Annotated in this window: 20 protein-coding genes; 7 read left to right on the top strand and 13 right to left on the bottom strand. The window is 58.9% G+C overall.

Annotated elements, in window-relative coordinates; translation table 11 throughout:
- Nucleotides 1-10 precede the first annotated feature (10 nt).
- On the bottom strand, nt 11-619 hold the full coding sequence (locus K5E80_RS11040) for a riboflavin synthase (RefSeq protein WP_220636201.1): 609 nt from the start codon (nt 617-619) through the stop codon (nt 11-13).
- A gap of 123 nt (nt 620-742) precedes the next feature.
- Here K5E80_RS11040 and K5E80_RS11035 point away from each other — a divergent pair, with 123 nt between their 5' ends.
- From K5E80_RS11035 to K5E80_RS11010, 6 genes are all read left to right on the top strand, one after another.
- Nucleotides 743-2,188 carry a HAMP domain-containing sensor histidine kinase gene (locus K5E80_RS11035; protein WP_220636200.1) on the top strand — a complete coding sequence of 482 codons (1,446 nt, stop codon included), beginning with the start codon at nt 743-745 and terminating at the stop codon, nt 2,186-2,188.
- Nucleotides 2,185-2,784 carry a hypothetical protein gene (locus tag K5E80_RS11030; protein WP_220636199.1) on the top strand — a complete coding sequence of 200 codons (600 nt, stop codon included), beginning with the start codon at nt 2,185-2,187 and terminating at the stop codon, nt 2,782-2,784. Before K5E80_RS11035 ends, K5E80_RS11030 begins: the two co-directional genes overlap by 4 nt.
- Nucleotides 2,781-4,118 carry a sigma 54-interacting transcriptional regulator gene (locus K5E80_RS11025; protein WP_220636198.1) on the top strand — a complete coding sequence of 446 codons (1,338 nt, stop codon included), beginning with the start codon at nt 2,781-2,783 and terminating at the stop codon, nt 4,116-4,118. Before K5E80_RS11030 ends, K5E80_RS11025 begins: the two co-directional genes overlap by 4 nt.
- Before the next feature lie 223 nt (nt 4,119-4,341).
- Nucleotides 4,342-4,578: a glycine zipper domain-containing protein gene (locus K5E80_RS11020; RefSeq protein WP_220636197.1), complete on the top strand. Its 237-nt coding sequence runs from the start codon at nt 4,342-4,344 to the stop codon at nt 4,576-4,578.
- Between the two features lie 15 nt (nt 4,579-4,593).
- Complete coding sequence (locus K5E80_RS11015; RefSeq protein WP_246590947.1) at nt 4,594-5,127, top strand: outer membrane lipoprotein; 534 nt, start codon at nt 4,594-4,596, stop codon at nt 5,125-5,127.
- Between the two features lie 20 nt (nt 5,128-5,147).
- Nucleotides 5,148-5,531 (top strand): hypothetical protein, encoded by a 384-nt coding sequence (locus K5E80_RS11010; RefSeq protein ID WP_220636196.1) that lies wholly within the window; start codon nt 5,148-5,150, stop codon nt 5,529-5,531.
- Between the two features lie 42 nt (nt 5,532-5,573).
- On the opposite strand, the gene dsbD is transcribed toward K5E80_RS11010, so the two are convergent.
- From dsbD to K5E80_RS10980, 6 genes are all read right to left on the bottom strand, one after another.
- Nucleotides 5,574-7,334, bottom strand: coding sequence for a protein-disulfide reductase DsbD (dsbD, locus tag K5E80_RS11005; protein WP_220636195.1), 1,761 nt, complete (start codon nt 7,332-7,334; stop codon nt 5,574-5,576).
- Between the two features lie 3 nt (nt 7,335-7,337).
- Nucleotides 7,338-7,667: a divalent-cation tolerance protein CutA gene (gene cutA / locus K5E80_RS11000; protein ID WP_220636194.1), complete on the bottom strand. Its 330-nt coding sequence runs from the start codon at nt 7,665-7,667 to the stop codon at nt 7,338-7,340.
- A 52-nt stretch (nt 7,668-7,719) separates the two neighbouring features.
- The gene (locus K5E80_RS10995) at nt 7,720-8,511 is read right to left on the bottom strand and encodes an ABC transporter permease (RefSeq protein WP_220636193.1); all 792 of its coding nucleotides are present in this window, start codon (nt 8,509-8,511) and stop codon (nt 7,720-7,722) included.
- A 23-nt stretch (nt 8,512-8,534) separates the two neighbouring features.
- The gene (locus tag K5E80_RS10990) at nt 8,535-9,506 is read right to left on the bottom strand and encodes an ATP-binding cassette domain-containing protein (RefSeq protein ID WP_220636192.1); all 972 of its coding nucleotides are present in this window, start codon (nt 9,504-9,506) and stop codon (nt 8,535-8,537) included.
- 212 nt (nt 9,507-9,718) lie between these two features.
- On the bottom strand, nt 9,719-10,201 hold the full coding sequence (locus tag K5E80_RS10985; protein WP_220636191.1) for a putative toxin-antitoxin system toxin component, PIN family: 483 nt from the start codon (nt 10,199-10,201) through the stop codon (nt 9,719-9,721).
- Complete coding sequence (locus K5E80_RS10980; RefSeq protein ID WP_220636190.1) at nt 10,198-12,033, bottom strand: PHA/PHB synthase family protein; 1,836 nt, start codon at nt 12,031-12,033, stop codon at nt 10,198-10,200. The genes K5E80_RS10985 and K5E80_RS10980 overlap by 4 nt, the downstream gene beginning before the upstream one ends.
- A gap of 105 nt (nt 12,034-12,138) precedes the next feature.
- Here K5E80_RS10980 and K5E80_RS10975 point away from each other — a divergent pair, with 105 nt between their 5' ends.
- Complete coding sequence (locus tag K5E80_RS10975) at nt 12,139-12,438, top strand: hypothetical protein (protein ID WP_220636189.1); 300 nt, start codon at nt 12,139-12,141, stop codon at nt 12,436-12,438.
- Nucleotides 12,439-12,732: 294 nt separating this feature from the next.
- Here K5E80_RS10975 and K5E80_RS10970 read toward each other — a convergent pair whose 3' ends face one another.
- The 6 genes from K5E80_RS10970 to narJ form a co-directional block, all read right to left on the bottom strand.
- Nucleotides 12,733-13,353, bottom strand: coding sequence for a DUF2478 domain-containing protein (locus K5E80_RS10970; protein ID WP_220636188.1), 621 nt, complete (start codon nt 13,351-13,353; stop codon nt 12,733-12,735).
- A 252-nt stretch (nt 13,354-13,605) separates the two neighbouring features.
- Nucleotides 13,606-14,073: a CBS domain-containing protein gene (locus K5E80_RS10965; RefSeq protein ID WP_220636187.1), complete on the bottom strand. Its 468-nt coding sequence runs from the start codon at nt 14,071-14,073 to the stop codon at nt 13,606-13,608.
- Nucleotides 14,074-14,118: 45 nt separating this feature from the next.
- Entirely contained in the window at nt 14,119-14,592 is a 474-nt protein-coding gene (locus K5E80_RS10960) for a hypothetical protein (protein WP_220636186.1), read from the bottom strand.
- Between the two features lie 244 nt (nt 14,593-14,836).
- Nucleotides 14,837-16,000 (bottom strand): NnrS family protein, encoded by a 1,164-nt coding sequence (locus K5E80_RS10955; RefSeq protein ID WP_220636185.1) that lies wholly within the window; start codon nt 15,998-16,000, stop codon nt 14,837-14,839.
- 284 nt (nt 16,001-16,284) lie between these two features.
- Nucleotides 16,285-17,007, bottom strand: coding sequence for a respiratory nitrate reductase subunit gamma (gene narI, locus K5E80_RS10950; RefSeq protein ID WP_220636184.1), 723 nt, complete (start codon nt 17,005-17,007; stop codon nt 16,285-16,287).
- Complete coding sequence (gene narJ, locus K5E80_RS10945) at nt 17,004-17,699, bottom strand: nitrate reductase molybdenum cofactor assembly chaperone (RefSeq protein WP_220636183.1); 696 nt, start codon at nt 17,697-17,699, stop codon at nt 17,004-17,006. The genes narI and narJ overlap by 4 nt, the downstream gene beginning before the upstream one ends.

Genomic DNA, 17,699 nt, shown 5'->3' with positions numbered 1-17,699 from the left:
CATCGCATGGTCAAGTCATATTCTGGATGTCTTCGGACATGGATAGCATGCGCTCAACATAGCGGGCAATCAGGTCGACTTCAAGATTGACGCGGCTGCCTGCCGCCAGATGCTTGAACGTGGTCACTTCGATGGTGTGCGGGATGAGGTTGATGGAAAATTCCGGCCCGTTGACCCAGTTGGTGGTGAGGCTGACGCCATCCACCGCGACAGAACCCTTGCGCGCAATGTACTTGGCCAGTTCCTGCGGCGCGCGAATCACCAGTTCGTGCGATTCGCCGATGGGCTCGAATTTGAGCACTTCGCCGACGCCATCGACATGGCCGGACACAAGATGGCCGCCGAGCCGGTCGGCCAGGCGCAACGCCTTTTCCAGATTGAGCGGGTTATTGCCGGCGAGGCCGGCGGTGCAGTTAAGGGTTTCGCGCGAAACCTCTACGCTGAAACTGTCGGCGCCGACTTCGATAACGGTCAGGCAAACGCCATTGCAGGCAATGGAATCGCCGATCGCGACGTCGGACAGATCGAGCGAGCCTGCCTCAATGGTCAGCCGCACACCGTCTTCCAGTGCCTGTGAAGTACGCACCTTGCCTGTGGTTGCAACAATTCCTGTAAACATGGGTCTATCGCTCCGTGAATATCCGTGCGCAGTTTACCGGAGTGGCAACTGCCCATGCGTTAATAATGCGCACAGGCGTAGCATAGGCATCCGCTATCCTGCCCCGGTACGGCTCTTGCTCACATGAATGGCGTGAAGCTTCGTTATCCGATTCGCTACCCAAAATCCTTCTTCAAGCTGCTTGCGGCGGGCTTCGTGCTGGCTGTGCTACCGCTGGTTGCTGGCCTGCTCTTCAATATGGTCGCCATTCAGCGACTGGCCAACCAAAGCCAACGCGCGGTGTATGAGGCTGCCCGCATCGTGCATGCGACGCGCGAGTTGAGCGAAACCGCAACCGCGCTCGAGCGCGCCGCGCAGCAGGGCATCGTGCTGCAGGACAGCGCACTATGGGACAGTTATCTGGACTTGCATCGCCGCTTTGTCGACACAGGCGCCAAGGTTGCGGCACTGTCACCGAGCGTATCGATTCGCAATGATCTCGATGCGCTGATGAAGACAGAACAGGAAATCAACGACTCACTCTCCGCAGTCGGCGCCAAATCGACGCAGGCACGGGAAATCGCACGCCGTTACGAGGAAGTCACGTTTGGCGCGCGCGATTTGCTCGCGCGTTCCTCCGCGATTATCGATCAGGAGGTTGAATCCCTGCGCAGTTCGGCGGAGAAGACCGAAGCGACCCTAAAACAACAGTTGTTCATGCTGTTGCCGGTGGCATTTTTTGTGGTCGTCGGATTCACTTATCTGCTGGCGCGGCCCATTGCGCAAATCGAGCAGGGCATCCGTGACCTTGGGGAACGCCGCTTGGATAAGCGCATCGAGGTCTACGGCCCCGATGATCTCGAACAACTCGGGCGCCAGCTCGATTGGCTGCGCTTGCGCCTGGTGGAACTGGAAGAACAGAAGAGCCGCTTTCTGCGCAATGTCTCGCACGATTTGAAGACACCGCTTACCGCGCTGCGCGAGGGTTCCGATTTATTGGCCGAACAGATAGCCGGCCCACTCACCGAGCGCCAGCAGGTAATCGTGCGCATCCTGCGCCAGCACAGCCTCGATCTGCAACGATTGATCGAAAAATTATTGCAGCATGGCGAGCAGGAATTCCAACAGGCTTCCATCAAGCTGCAGCCGCTGAATCCCGCCGAGATCATGCACCGGATTGCCGACAAACAAGTGCTGCCGATGGCGGCGCGCGGCATCCGCCTGAACCTGCAAGTCGAAGAATTCCCAATGCGAACCGATGCCGAGCGCCTGCGCATCATCCTCGACAACCTGATCTCCAACGCGGTGAAATATTCGCCAGACGGCGGCGTGGTCGGCGTGTCGATCAAGCGCAACGGCAGCAGCGCCGCATTCGAGGTCACCGACGAGGGCCCCGGCGTGGCCGCCGAAGACCGCGACCATATCTTCGATCCCTTCTATCGTGGGCGCACCGCCGGCAGCGGCTTGGTGAAAAGCAGCGGCATCGGTCTTTCCATCACCCAGGAACATGTCCTTGCTCTAGGTGGCAAAATAGACGTTGGCAGCGGTCACGGACAATTTACGGTACATCTGCCACTGAATACCCCATGAAGACATTCACGATAATTATCGCACTTGTCATGCTGCTGACGGGTTGCGCGCAACTCTCGCAGTTGCGCACACAAATTGCAGACAATGGCTACTACTGGATCAAGCCGGGGCAGGCGCATGCCAGCGGCAGGGCAGCCGCACTGCTTTACTACGCGGATTATGTGCGCAACCTCAACGCCACTGATTACGCACAGGAAGCCGAACATGTGCGGTTGCTCTATACCAGTGAGAAAACTGATTTTCGTCTGCTGCAATATGCGCTGGCACTGTCTGTTCCCGGCGGTGATGCGCGCAAGGCGCAACAAATGATTGAACCATTGCTTAAGAAAAACAAGTCCGCCGACACGGAACTGGATGCACTGGCCCAGTTGCTCGATTCGGACCTGGCGGAGCGGCGGCGTCTCGAAGCCGAGACCAGGCAGGCCGAGGCTGAGGCTAAACGGGCCGAGGCTGAGGCCAAACGAGCAGAGGCCAGCGCCAGACGCGCCGAAGCCGGGGCCAAGCGCGCCGAGGAGTTGGAGAAACAATTGGAAGCCATTAAGAATATCGAGAAAAACATGATCGAGCACGGCAAGAGCGGCGGTGAAAAGCAATGAACGCGAAGTGCAACCTGTTACTGGTCGATGATGACAAGGATCTGCTCAAGCTGCTGACCATGCGGCTTGAGGCCGCCGGCTATACCGTCACCGCGGTCAGCAGCGGCGAAGAGGCGCTGGCGCGCATCGGCATCGAGCGGCCGCAATTGGTGATTACCGACATGCGCATGCCGGGCATGGATGGTTCGGCCTTGTTCGATGCCATACGCGTCAGCCATCCGGCCCTGCCGGTGATGATGCTCACCGCGCACGGCAGCATTCCTGATGCGGTGGCCGCCACAAATCGCGGCATCTTCGGCTATCTGACCAAGCCCTACGATGTTAAAACCTTGATCGAACAGATCGAGCGCGCGCTGAACCTTTCCGCCAACCGCGCGGACGGTGGCAAAGTCGATGAGTGGCGCCGTGAAATCGTGACGCAGAACGCGGTAATGGAGGACCTGCTGGCCCAGGCCATGCTTGTTGCTGCCAACGATGTCAGTGTGATGCTGGCCGGCGAATCGGGCAGCGGCAAAGAAATCGTGGCGCGCGCCATCCATCGCGCCAGCCCCCGCCACGGTGAAGCCTTCATTGCCGTGAATTGCGGCGCGATTCCGGACAACCTGCTCGAATCGGAATTGTTCGGCTATGTGCGCGGTGCATTCACCGGCGCCAACAAGGATTACAAGGGCCTGGTGCGCGAAGCCAACGGCGGCACCCTGTTCCTCGACGAAATCGGCGATATGCCCTTGTCCTTGCAGATCAAGCTGCTGCGCGTGCTCGAAGAACGCGAAGTGCGTCCGGTCGGCTCAACGTCGACCTATCCCGTCGATATCCGCGTCATCAGCGCGACCCATCGCAACCTGGAAACGGAGATGGCTGAAGGACGTTTCCGCAGCGACCTGTTCTATCGCCTCAACGTTGTAAGACTGGCGCTGCCGTCGCTTGCCGAGCGCCGCGACGATATCCCCCTGCTCGCGAATCATTTTCTCAAGAGCGTTGCCACGCGCTATCGCAAGGAGGTCAATGCCTTCGCGCCCGATGCGATGGATTTGCTGGTACGCGCCAGTTGGCCCGGCAATGTCCGTCAATTGTTGAATGTGGTGGAGCAGGCGGTGGCGCTGTCTACCGCTCCGATCATTCCGTCGACACTGGTGCAGAAAGCAATCCGCGAACTCGAAGACATCGTTCCCTTCGACGAAGCACGGCGGCGCTTCGAGGCCGCCTATCTGACGCAATTGCTGAAAATGACCGGCGGCAATGTGGCGCAGGCCGCCAAGCTGGCGCAACGCAATCGGACGGATTTCTATAAATTATTGCAGCGTCACGCACTGGAACCCGGGCTTTTCAAATAACCCATCTGTCGCAACGCAGCGACAGATCAATTCCATGCACTTCAGATGTTTATACCCTTTGGCCCGGTCCATGTTGCCAGGCGGCGACATATTGGCTTCGAGACGTTGTCGAGTGACTGTCTAAGCCACTGTTTGTATTGAAAGTTAACATTGGCACGGCGATTGCGAGAACTCTTCCAACAGATGACCCCATGAAGGAGTTGTCATAAGAGAGGACCGCAGGATGAAAACACTTGCCTCCATTGGCCTTATTGCGCTGCTACCGCTCCTTGCAGCGCCATATACGAATCTAAGCAAAGAAAACATCGGCACCGTTACCGGGGCCTTGATCGGTGGCGCCACCGGTGCGGCGCTGACCGGCATCTATCCCGGTGTCATCGGTGGTGCAGTGGTGGGCGCCTATTTTGGCAACCGCATCGGCGGGGATTTCGATTTCCAGCCACCGACTGCAGACCGCTAACAGCAGGAGACCATTATGGAAATCCTTGACCGCCCCAAACTACTTTATCCCTCCCTGGTGATTGCGGCGATTGCCGTTACCGTCTTCAGTTTGCTCGGCATCGCCACACTTACCGGCGCATTGCCGTTCGCGCATTCCGAAATGCGCGAAGCGACGGCTGCCAAAACCCAAGCAGAGAGCGACCGTATGACGTCGAAAAAACTGGCGGCGACTTGCCCCAGTTGTGGAACCGTTGAATCGGTGCACGCAGTTCAGGTCAAGGGCGAAGGCAGCGGCGTCGGCATTGTCGCTGGCGGCATTGCCGGCGCCCTGCTCGGTAATGGTATCGGCCGGGGCGCTGGCCGCAGTCTCGCCACGGTCGCCGGGGCGGCGGGTGGCGCTTACGCCGGCAACGAGATCGAGAAAAACACCAAGAAACACATCAGCTATCGCATTCGTGTCCGCATGAGCGACGGCAGCATTCGCACCTTGCATCAAAGCGAGGCGCCCGGCGTCTCGGCTGGAGACCGCGTCAAGATCGTTGACGGCACCATTGTGCAGCTATCGTAATCGCAAAAGGAGAAATCGTTATGCTGGAATCCACCGAAATTACAAAGCCTGAATTGCTGGCAATGACCGTGATCGGGTCGGCCTATATGCTCAATGGAATGGTGTTTCGTGTTTGTGCCGGTTCCGCAGCCGCAGTGAAGGTAGCTGCCGTGAAAGCCTTGAACCGGATGCGCATCAAGGTCGTCTCGATTACCAAGGATGCCGGGCAGGATGTCATCCTCGCCGTGTCAAACGAACATATGGTGGAGGTGCGCGTTAAGACGCTTAATCCGCAATCAGTTCGGATGTGCATCTCCGCGCATCAAGATGATGATCAAAACGATGTGCAGACTGCGGCCGAAATCATCGCTTGTACCGAACGCCTGCTCGCCCATCCCGAATCGTCCTACGCGATCACCAGGTGAGGTGGGGCGTTTGCCGCTTTCAGCCAGGGCGGATGGTCATTACTACGGCGCCGCCGCGTGCTTCAGCACGGGAATGAATTGCTCCGGCGGCTGGTAGCCGATGATGCGCAAGGACTGATTCTCGATGCCTTGCCTGAAGAACAGGATTCCCGGTGGACCGACCAGGCCGAAGCGTTTCAGCAAGGCGGCATCGTCTGCGCTGTTGGCCGTCACATCCGCCTGCAGCAGGGTGAAACCGGCGAGCGCCTGTTTCACCGCAGTATTGGAAAAGGTATTGCGCTCCATTTCCTTGCAACTGGCACACCAGTCGGCATAGAAATCGAGCAACACCGGCTTGGAGGAATTTTTCAGACGCGCGTCGAGTTCCACGAGCGTGGCGACGCGCTCGAAATGCGGCGCGCTTTCCGCCGCCACGGTCTGGCCGAGAAACGCGAGCGGGCGCAAAGGATCGCGCGAACCGCCGAGCGCACCAGCCAGCATTGCCGTGCCGGCCAACAGCATCACCAGGCCGATGCCTTTCCAGAACTTTTGCCAGCCGCCGGCATTGGCTGGCAGTAAATCGAGCGCATGCATGTAGATTGCGGGCACGATCAACAACGCCGTCCAGCCCAGCAACTGTGCCCAGACCGGAATTACCGGAGAAACCAGCCACAGCGCCGTGGCCAGCAACAGCACGCCAAAAAATTTCTTTACGGCGTCCATCCAGGGCCCTGTCTTCGGCAACAGCGAGCGCGAAAACACGCCGACCACGAGCAGCGGTGCGCCCATGCCCAACGCCATCGCGAACAGCGCCCCGCCGCCGAGCACCGCATTTCCGGTTTGCGCAATGTAGAGCAGCGCGCCTGCCAGCGGCGCCGCCACGCAAGGGCCGACAATCAGCGCCGACAGGGCGCCCATGATGGCCAATGCCGTCACCGAACCGTTGCGGCGATTCGCGCTTTCCGACAAGCGGCTCTGCAGGGCACTGGGCAGTTGCAGTTCGTAAAAACCAAACATCGACAACGAGAGCGCGACGAAAATCAGCGCGAAGCTGCCAAGCACCCAGGCGTTTTGCAAGGCGGTCGACAGCAGCGTGCCGGAGTAACCAGCCGCGACACCCGCCGCAGCATAGGTTACCGCCATGCCAAGAACATAGGCCAGGGTGAGCGCGAAGGCGCGCGCATGGGTCACCGCGTGACCGTGGTTGACGATGATGCCGGAGATGATCGGCACCATCGGCAGCACGCAGGGCGTGAAGGACAGCAAAATACCGAAGCCGAAAAAGGAGGACAGCACCAGCCACAGGCTGCCGTTATGCAGCAGGCGGCCGATACGGGAAGTACTGTTGGCATTATCGAACGGTTCGAGCTTGCCCATGGCGGGAACCATGGCGGGACTGGCGCTCAACTCGACGACGGCCTGTTGCGGCAGGGGCGGATAGCACACGCCGAGATCGGCGCAGCCCTGCACTTTCGTTTTCAGCGTCCAGCTCGCCGTGCCGGCCGGTGCCTCGAAGGGAATTAACACTTTCACTTCATGGCGATAGGCTTCGACCTTGCCGAAGTTGGGATCGTCATGAAATTCGCCGGCTGGCGTTTGCGCCGTGCCGAGTTTGACGGTCTCCGGTTCGGCGGCGAACTTGAAGCGCGCGCGATACAGATAGTAGCCATCCGCGATCTGCCAGCGCGCCTCGACCAAGCCTGGTTCAACCACCCGTACCGAGCCAAGCCGGAAGGCCTGTGCCGCTTCCAGCGGCGCATCGGATGCGAACGCGGCGTAATGAACAAGCAGGGTCAACAACAACGAAAAGATACGCATCAACATGGTTTAATTTTCCGGATTTTCACGGGTTTCCTCGGCGACCCAGTCGACATAGGCCGGCAGGCCTTTGCTTAGAGGGACAGCGACAATCTCGGGAAGTTCGTAAGGATGTTGCGTGCGGATTGCCCGTTCCAGCGCAGCGTAGCGTTCCGCAGTGGTCTTGATCAGCAGCGGCACTTCTTCCGCAATCTCGATTTTCCCCTGCCAGCGATAGACCGATCGGCATGGCGCAAGAATGTTGACGCAGGCCGCCACGCGACTTTCGATCAGGTTGGCGGCAAGCGCCTGCGCGCTGGCCGCATCGGGCAAATGGGTGAAAACGAGCAGGGTTTCCATGTCCGCATTCTAACGCCACGCCTGGCAGCGTCCGTGATGTCGGGACCTCTGCTTATTTAAGCAAACGCCGGCGCGCCAGCTTCAGCGCGATGGCGAAGGCGATGACGGTGATGGCGGCAAGAAAACCGGTATGGAGCAGCGCATGATCCGGCCACTGGCCCGCAAGCAGCGGCCGCACCAGCAATACAGCGTGCGTGAGGGGCAGCGCATGGGCTGCCGCCTGCAGGGGCAGCGGCAACTGCGAGAGCGGGAAGAACACGCCGGAGAGCAGCGTCATCGGGGTGATGAACAGCGTGAAGTAATACATGAAAAAATCATAGGAGGGCGCCAGCGCGGTGACGATCAGGCCCAGCGCGCCAAAGGTGAGACCGACCAGAAATACCACCGGCAGCACGAGCAACGCGAGCGGCGAGTGGGCCAGGCCGAGCAGCAGGATGACGATGAAGATTGCCATGCCCGACAGCAGCGCCTTGGTGGCCGACCATACCAGTTCACCGGCCACGACGTCGTCGAGCGACAGCGGCGCATTGATGATGGCTTCCCAGGTGCGCTGCACATGCATGCGCGAAAAGCCCGAATAGAGGGTTTCAAAGGTTGCCGCATTCATGGTGGAGGCGCACAACGTGCCACCGGCGAGGAAGGCGATGTAGGAGCCGCCATTCACCTGTGGCATCAGCGAACCGAGGCCATAGCCGAGGCCGAACATGTAGATCATCGGGTCGGCCAGATTGCCCAGCACCGAGGGAATCGCCAGCTTGCGCCAGACCAGGAAATTGCGCTGCCAGACATGACGCCAGCGTAGTGACCACAGGTCGGCAGCGGTGTTGGAGATCGCGGCACTCATTATTTTTCCCTTTCCCACAAACGTCAGTCGCGCAGATCCCTGCCGGTCAGCTTGAGAAACACGTCTTCCAGATTCGCCGGCCGGTGCAGCACGCGCAAGCCCGGCCGCATTGCAAGATGCTCGAGCAGCGTGGCCGGTTCATCGACATAACAGAACAGCGTCTCGCCGGTCATTTCGCAACGCCGCGCATATTGCCCCGCTTCGCGGTGTGCCCACTCGATCGACTGCGTATCCCCGGCGTCGCCAAAGACCTCGACCACATGCGGCTCGATATGTTGCGCGATCAGCTCGCGTGGCGAACCCTGCACGACGATGCGGCCGGCATCCATGATCGCCAGCCTGTCGCAGAGGCGCTCGGCCTCGTCCATGAAATGCGTCGTCAGCAGAATGGTCTTGCCCTCGGCGATGAGCCGCTTTAACCGATCCCAGATCAAGTGCCGCGCCTGCGGATCAAGGCCGGTGGTGGGTTCGTCCAGCAGCAGCAGGTCGGGGTCGTTCACTAGCGCCCGCGCCAGGGTGAGGCGACGCTTCATGCCGCCTGACAGCGTGCGCAAACCGGTCTTTTCCTTGCCGGCCAAACCGGCGAATTCGAGCAGGTCGAGGATGCGCGCGCGGACATACGCGTCGCTGAGGCCGAAGTAGCGGCCATAGACCAGCAGGTTCTCGGCGACGGTGAAATCCGGATCGAGATTGTCGAATTGCGGCACCACGCCGACACGCGCACGCGCGCTGCGCGCCTGTTGCGGCACCGGTGCGCCAGCCAGTATGATAGTGCCGCTCTCCGGCGTGGTCAGCCCGAGACAGCAGCGCAGCGTGGTGGTCTTGCCGGCGCCGTTGGGTCCGAGCAGGCCGAAACATTCGCCGCGCTTGAGTTCGAAGGAAATGCCGGCGACCGCGGCGCGGCCGTCATAGGATTTGACGAGATCGCGAACCGAAAGCGGAGAATGATTCAACGTAGCTTGCTGGTTGGCGGATGCCGGAACGGGAGGTGCCATGATTGAAGGGGCAGAAGCGATGTATCGATTTTGATTCTACAGGGAGCTGGAGCAACCTTCATTTCCGACCATCAACAACCGTTTCGGTATCAATGAGGCCTTGCTTGGAAACAGCCTATTGATGCGGCAAACTGATGTTTGGATAACACCCTTCACCCCAGCCCTCTCACAATGGGAGAGGGAGAAATCAGCGGCACGATGAAGTTGATACTTCATCCCGGATCATAAGCAGGCTCGACGGCAGACAACTCTGCCAGCACCGCATCCGGCGTGACGATGTGGAACAGGCCGGCAAGCTTGTTCCTTCTTGCCATTTTCAGCAGCGCCTTGTCTGCCGTGACCAGCCACCCAGCGCCTGCATTGCGCGCGAGTTCGAGAAATTTCTGATCATCGCGGTCGGAACAACGCGGCAGGACGACAGGAAATGTCTTGCGCGGGTGGCCGGCCTGGGCAATGGCGCTGTAATCGCAAAGGATTTGCGCCTGTTGTTCGGCGCCGAGCTTGAACTGGCTATAGCCGAGCACGCGCTTGAATTCGGCGAGGCAGTGTTCGTCGGTGAGCGCAATCCATTTGCCGCGGTCAACATACTCTCGCAGCGGAGCAAACTTGCTGTCCGCGAATACCCAGAGCGAGAGCAGCACGTTGGTGTCGAACACGACGCGTGCCGGTGCGCCATCGAGTCCGTGCCGAATCATTTCTTTACGCTTGCCTTCGGTTGCTGGTTGAGGTGGAACTTGGCAAACGAGCCAGGCGTATCCTCCAGCACCTTCAGTTTGCCCTTTGCCGGATTGCGCGCAGGCACCATGTCATCGCCGTTGAGGGAAGCTATCCATTTTTGCCAATCCGTCCACCACGATCCCTCGTGCTGCTTTGCATCGGCCAGCCAGGCATCCGGATGGTCGGGCATGATCTTGCTGGCATTGGTCCAGTAGCAATACTTGTTGGCGGCGGGCGGGTTGACGATACCGGCGATGTGGCCGGAACCGGCGAGCACGAAGCGCGTCGGCCCACCCAGTGCGGTAGCGCCAAGGTAAGTGCTCTTCCATGGCGCGATGTGGTCTTCGAGAGTGGAGATGAAATAGGAGGGCGCCTTGTTCAGTGAGATGTCGATCGGGACACCATCCAGTTCGATGCCACCCGGGACTCGCAATAAATTCTTTAGGTACATGTTGCGCAGATAAAAGCTATGCATCTTGTAGGGCAGGCGTGTGGAATCTGAATTCCAGAACAGCAAGTCGAACGGGAATGGCTCCTTGCCCATCAAGTAGTTGTTGACGACAAAGGACCAGATCAGGTCGTTGGCGCGCAGGCTGTTGAAGGTACCGGCCATATCCGAACCTTCCATGTAGCCGCGCACTTCCATCTTCTTTTCCAGGGCGGCAACCTGCTGCTCATCGATGAACGTGCCGAGTTCGCCCGGGATTGAAAAATCGAGCAGGGCAACGAAGAAGGTTAGCGAGGCGATGCGCTTCTGCTTCTTCGCGGCAAGATAGGCCGTGGTGGCGCCGAGGAGGGTGCCGCCGAGGCAGTAACCGATCGCATTGACTTCCTTTTCGCCGGTTTGTTTCTCGATGGCGTCAAGCGCAGCCAGTGCGCCGTGAGTGAGGTAGAAGTCGAAACTCTTCGCGGCGAGCTTCGCATCCGGGTTGACCCACGAAATGCAGAATACGGTATGGCCCTGATCGGTGGCCCACTTGATGAAGGAATTGTTCTGGCGCAGGTCGAGGATGTAGTACTTGTTGATCCACGGCGGCAGGATCAGCAACGGTTTTTTGTACTGTTGCGCGGTGGTCGGGTTGAATTGCAACAACTGAATAAGTTCGTTCTGGAATACCACTTTCCCCGGCGTCGAGGCGACGTTTTCGCCGAGCACGAAAGCCTTATCGTCGGTCATCTTGACGCGCAACTGACCATCGCCGGCCTCGATGTCACGCAACAGGTTGTTGAAGCCCTTGAGCAGATTTTGCCCATGGCTCTTTACCGTCTCGCGCAGCACCTCGGGATTGGTCAGCGCAAAGTTGGTCGGCGAGAGTGCGTCGACGAACTGGCGCGTGAAGAAGGTCACCTTCTTGCGCGCCACTTCGTCGAGCCCTTCAACATCGCTCACCGCTCCCTGCATGTGGCGCGCCGTAATCAGATAGGACTGCTTGATGAAATCGAACAGGAAATGATCTTCCCATTCCTGATCCTTGAAGCGCCTGTCGTCTCTGGCGGGTTTTGCGACGGGCGTGGTATTCATGCCAGAAAAACGCAGCATGGAATGCTGCCAGAGCGAAAAATAGTCCCACACCAGGCCCATTTGCACCTGCGCCAGCTTGTACGGATTGGCGAGCATCTTGGCCATCATGTCCATGAAGGCCTGCGCGATGCCCAATTCGTCGGCGGGTGGTGTGGCGCCCTTCTCAAGCTGGCGCTGCAGATGTTCGTTAATCAGCTTCGAGGCGCGCTTGGCTACCTCGGCATAGGTTAAGGCAACCTCTTTCGGGTCGGGGAGCTGATGTTGTTCTTTATGATCGTGTTTCGACATCGAAATCTCCTGATCGTAGACACTACAGACAAGACAACTGGCACGAGGAGTGAACAGGCTGGGGAATAAGCCAGACTCCACTTGGCCTGAGAGGCAGGTTGCCGAATGCAGGCATTCTATACTGGACAAACAAAATATTGTTGCAACGCAACAATATGCTTATTGTCATACGCCATTCGTTCGCTCCGAACAGCCGCGCTGCGGGGGGGGGTGGCCTGGGCCTTCGTCGAGGCAGCGCACTTCGCATTGCGTTTCTGCCCGGAGGCCAAGCGCTTTTACGAGCGCAAGAAAGCCAAGACCAACAGCATCATCGCCATCAAAGCGTTAGCGCACAAGCTGGCACGGGCTTGTTATCACATGCTGAAGGAGAACAAGCCATTCAATGTACACAGGTGCTTTGCCTGAAGGTTTGGCACGGCACGATGAGTCACCTAAGGGGCCTGGAGCAAAGCCATGAGCCTGATTGAACGCCGTGTTGCGCCTCTTGTTTTACCGATGTCACCGATTTCTGTTTCTGGATCGCCCGGACTGCGAGCTACTTTGGGATTGGTGCCGAAGATGCGGCAACCACGATTCTGTCCAATTACTTGGACGCGGGACGGGCCGAGGTTTTTCCGGGGCGGCATAGCCGCCCGGGCGATTGCAATGTGGAAGCAAGATGTACGGTAATTGCTGTCGTAGCAGATTTACTAAATCACATCACGATTTATCATGATGCGTCGTCGTTTTACCACTTGACTCGGGCCGACTAATGGGTGGCCCCTTTAGCTGTGATAAGTCGGAAAACCACGCTTCCAATGCCTCGCGCTGTGGCCGCAATTCCTTGGCGGCACCCCCGGTAAAGCGCCGCCAGTCGTTGAGATATTTCTCGACTACCACTGTAATCAGGGGCACACCTTCCGCCATCAAGGCCAGCATCTCGGCGGCGAAACCGCCACCGGTCGCTTCCAGTTCACCGAAGCGGTTGGCGACGACGAGGTCGGGCTTTTCGCTGAGTGCGCGGCGCAGGACGGCGCTCGCCGCTGCGATGCTTATTTCGTCGAGACCGCAAGAGGTAGAGCCGGTACCGAGATTCTGGAAGAGTGGAAAACACTCGCCGCCGTCGAGGTCGACGAGCATTGCTGACTCCTTGTCGGTATCATCCTTGTATTGCTGTATCAGACCACACACGCGCCGACCGCTTGCGCGCAGACCAAAAACAAAATCGGCAAGCAGGCCGTCGGCGGTGCCGTGTTCGGCATGGACGATGGCAGCAATGTGGGGCCAGTCGCTGCTTTCGTCCATGTTGGCATCAGTAAAGGTAAAAGGGACCAGACTCATTATATTTTTCACAACCCTAGTTCACCCTGATTTTGCATCCAGTTATCAAGAGAGAGAACCCGGTTATCTTTCGTCACCACACCGATTCTGTCTATCTGGATTGGATTAAACGATACATCCAGTATTTTGGCAAGCGCCATCCGTGCGAACTGTCTGCCCCGCTTGTCGAGCCCCGGGTGGAATTAATCTTGAAAATTTCAGACCATTGGCCAATGCCCTTCGAAAGGCCTGTCCTGAGCTTTGCCGAAGGACTCAGGGCGAACGGATATATGTAAGACTCTGGATTCCCTCTTTCGAGGAAATGACCGAAGGGGCCAGCCGGCTTTGCACTGCGCGCAGAATGTCAAAGCGCGTGATGGCGCCCACCAGGCGGCCATTCTCCACCACCGGAAAGCGACGATAAGGCACCTCCAGGAAAAGCCCGGCGACGTAATAGATGTCCATATCGGGCGGGATGGCCTGCACCGCGGAAGCCAGGGTCATGAAGTTTTTCACTTGCCCCTTGGGAAGTACGCAATCCGCGTCCCCCAGCGTCAGCAGTTTGAGGCAATCGAGTTCGGTGAGGATGCCCAGCAACTCTCCCTTGCTGTCGACCACGGGCGCACTGGTGACTCTTTTTTGCAGCAGGAATTTCACTGCCACCATAATGTCAGTCTCCGGGGACAGGGTATCGACATAGTTGTCCATGAATTCCCGAACCAGGGGTAGGTGCATGTTCATATGGCCCTCCGCGCACGCAACGCCTGCATTGCGGCAGACGGTTATCTATTGATAATACTTTGCTGCGATCTCCTCGCTGGCACGATGCAAGGCCAGGCAGTAATCCTGGCGCAGTGCGCTCTCATCGACCTGATCCCAGTGCAGGCCGCATAGACCGAGGGCAGTCTGCATGGCCTCGGCAAAGGCTTCTTCGTCGTAATCAACGTCTTCGCTGTCGATCATCTTCTGATAACGATCGACGAAGGTCTCTGCCGCCGACTCCGCCAACTGTTGCATGATCAGGTCGATATCGGCGGGATTTACCCTCAGCACCGCCTCCATACCCTCCTCACCCTCGCCCGGCTCCCAGTTGCCGAGGGTGACTAGCAGGCCCGTCAACTCGGCGATTTCATCCATCACACGTTCCGCAACGACATGGGTGCTGTTCGTCACCCACACCCGGCGCGGCAAGCCGTGTTCGAGATAGACATCGCCGCAGGTCGGCAAACTCACCCACCCATTTATAAAGGCGCGTCCCATGCTGATTTCCTCCGTTTGGTTTGCAGCAACAGCAACGACGATTTCCGTGTCGCTACAACCCACATCATCTGTTTTCTTTATAGCGCGTGGCCGGCGTAAGGCAAATCGGGATTGGCCCGCCACAGCAGGTCCGGCCAATCGCCACTATCTGACTGGGACCAAAGAGCTCGACTGCGCATGGTTCGGCAAGGCATGTCCTGGGCGGGGACGAGGGGACTTACCACAAACAAACTTTGGCGCTTCCTTAGTACGTCTTCCCATCCACCCGCGCTTGCATCAGGAAAGGGATGTAGCGCCAGCCAAGCAGCGCAAAACAGGCAAACCAGCACAGCGCCGAGAACTCGACCCAGCGCAGATAGAGCGCCGGGAAAAATTGCGGCGCGACGATGCGCAGGACGAAGGCGGCCATCATGATCCAAAGCGCCAGCTTGTCGCGCCCATCGAACACCACTTTGCGGCCGGTATGGCCGTTGCAGATGCGAATCAGCATGGCCGGAATGATCAGACCCATGACGCCGAAAGCAAACACATGCACCGAGACACTGCCGACCCAGGCGGCGAGATGCAGAACGCCGGCAACAATGACCAGCAGTTGCGCGGTGAGCGCCAGATATCCAAGATACATGATGCCGGTATCAAGCCGGCGCAGGGCCAGCTGCGGTTTCCAGAACATCAGGCGCAACAGGAGCAGCAGGGCGAGCAGCAGTGCGATAACGGCGGCCAGCCATTGCGGCAGCAGGCTTTCGAATACAAATGCCAGCGCCAGCAGCCTGATCGAACTGTCGAGCAGCTTATTGCGCAGGATGTCGACCTGGAACACGCCCTTCATGAACTGCGTCAGGGTGCGTTCGAGCATGAGCAGAAAAGCCATGCGGAACAGTCCAAGCGTCATGCTGTAGCCGATGGCGGAGTAAGCCTGGCTCAGCAGCAGGTTCTTGGCGAGCAGGAAGGCAGGCAGGACCAGCAAAAAGAACAGGTTGCCACTGCGATAGCTATCGGTTTCGCGGTAGCGCAGCAGCGTCCACAGCAGCATGGCGATGATCGCCGCCAGGAACAGATTGTTCGTAATGGCAAATAGCAAGGGCGGCAGGCTGCCCGCGAACCACATGCCGGCACGTTCGATGAGCCAGGCGACAACCAGCAGAATCAGCGTGTTGCCACGATAGCCGCGAATATTTACCCAGTTCTTGGTGGCAGTGAGCAGGAAGCCGCCCAGCACGCTCCAGCCGAAGCCAAAGAACATTTCGTGCGCATGCCATTGAACTATGCTGAATGGCAGCGCCGGCAGTGTCAGCGCGCCGGAGAACACCAGCGCCCAGAGAATGGGGAGTGCCATTCCGGTGAGAAAAGCGAGGGTAAAGAAGGGGCGGAAACCTGCAAGCCAGAGTGAGTGTTCGGAAATTTTCATTATTTAACCCAGAAAATGCAGTTCACCACAGAGTACACAGAGGACACGGAGGAAAACAAGACATTACCGTCTCTTATCCCTTTACCCATCGGGTGAGATAGGTCAATTTCGATTTTCTCAGGTTTCCTCTGCGTCCTCCGTCCCACGGGGATTTCCTCAGGTCTCGTCCTCTGTGGTGAGAATTGAGGTTTTCAGGTTCAAAGAAAGATCATCCCCTTGTCTTCAGGAGCGGCTGCTCAAGTTTCCGACATGACGCGATCCTCTTTAGGTCCCGCACCGGGCTATTATGGCAGGTTATGGCCAGCCGGCAGGTTCAGGCGCCGTGCGCGTACCATCTGGTAGGGCCGCACGAGGTAGGTCAGCGCGCCGAAGCCGCTCCAGATATGCACCAGGCGCGAGAACGGAAATAGCAGCGCGATCGTCAGGCCGAGGAACAGGTGCAGCTTGAACAGGATCGAGACATCGGCCAGGTAATCGGCTGCGCCGCCGCGGAAAGTCGCGATATGTTGCGCCCATTCCACCAGCTTGATCATTTCACCGCCACTCATGTGCTGCAAGGACACCGGAATCGTCAACAGGCCCAGCGCCAGCTGTGCCGCCAGCAACAACAGGATGACGATGTCCATCGGCGAACTGTTCTTCAGAATGCGCGCATCGCCGAGGCGGCGCTGGGCCAGCAGCAGGGCGCCGGTCAGACCGAGGACACCGCAGGTGCCACCGCCGTAGATCGCGATCAACTGCTTGTTGGCCAGCGAGAGCCCGAGCGTATGCCAGACTTCGAGCGGCGTCAGCAGGCCGCCCAGATGGCCGAAGAAGATGCCGAGCACGCCGATGTGGAACAGGTTGCTGCCCCAGCGCAGGCTGCCCTGGCGCAACAACTGCGAGGAGTCGCTTTTCCAGGTGTATTGATCGCGGTCGAAGCGGAGCAGGCTGCCGAGCAGAAGCACCGTCAGGCAGAGGTAGGGGTAGTAGCCGAACAGCAGCATGTCGAGCCAGGTTGTTGTCATGCTCGGTCTCCTTCGATGACGTATGATTTTTTGATGATATGAACGGGTTGTGGCTGATCGGGTTTGGCTTGTCCCCGCGATGAGCAACCGCCGAATATCTGCGGTTCTTCCCAGCTGGCGTCGAGCGCTTCATCGGGCGCGAGTTCGACCGTTTGCGTCTCCGTACCGGCCAGTTCGAGCAGCGCGGCGAGAACGCTGGCATAGCAACTCTGATGCCGTTGCAGGGCCGTGAAAACCGCGCTCAGGATATGTGCCATCTCGGCCAGGAAAGCACGCGCCTCCTGCGGCGGCTGCGTCGACACGAATTCGAGCACCGCCGGCAGATAGTCGGGCAGTTCCTCAGGCGCCAGGTACAGCCCGGCCTTCTCATAGGTTTGCGCCAGGTCGATCAGCGCCGGGCCGCGCTCGCGCGAATCGCCGTGCACATGCTCGAACAGATGCAGCGAAGTGGCCCGGCCGCGGTCAAACAGTTCGACGTAGCTTGATTCGGCGTCGAGCGCGTCTGCCTGCGCCAGCGAGTCAATCAGTTCGTCGAGCCCGGTGCATCGAGCGGGCGATAGCACCCCCTCGCCGTGCAGCGCAGCGCGCAGTTCCGGCAGATGCCGGCGCAGTTCCGCATCGGGATAGCTCAGCAGCTTCGCTAGTACGCGCAGGGTGCGCGGCGCATGGGGAATCCGGTTTGGCGTGTTCAT

Origin of the sequence: Georgfuchsia toluolica (assembly GCF_907163265.1) — a bacterium.
In the GTDB taxonomy this organism is placed as follows: domain Bacteria; phylum Pseudomonadota; class Gammaproteobacteria; order Burkholderiales; family Rhodocyclaceae; genus Georgfuchsia; species Georgfuchsia toluolica.
This window is presented reverse-complemented; position numbering and strand designations above follow the sequence as displayed.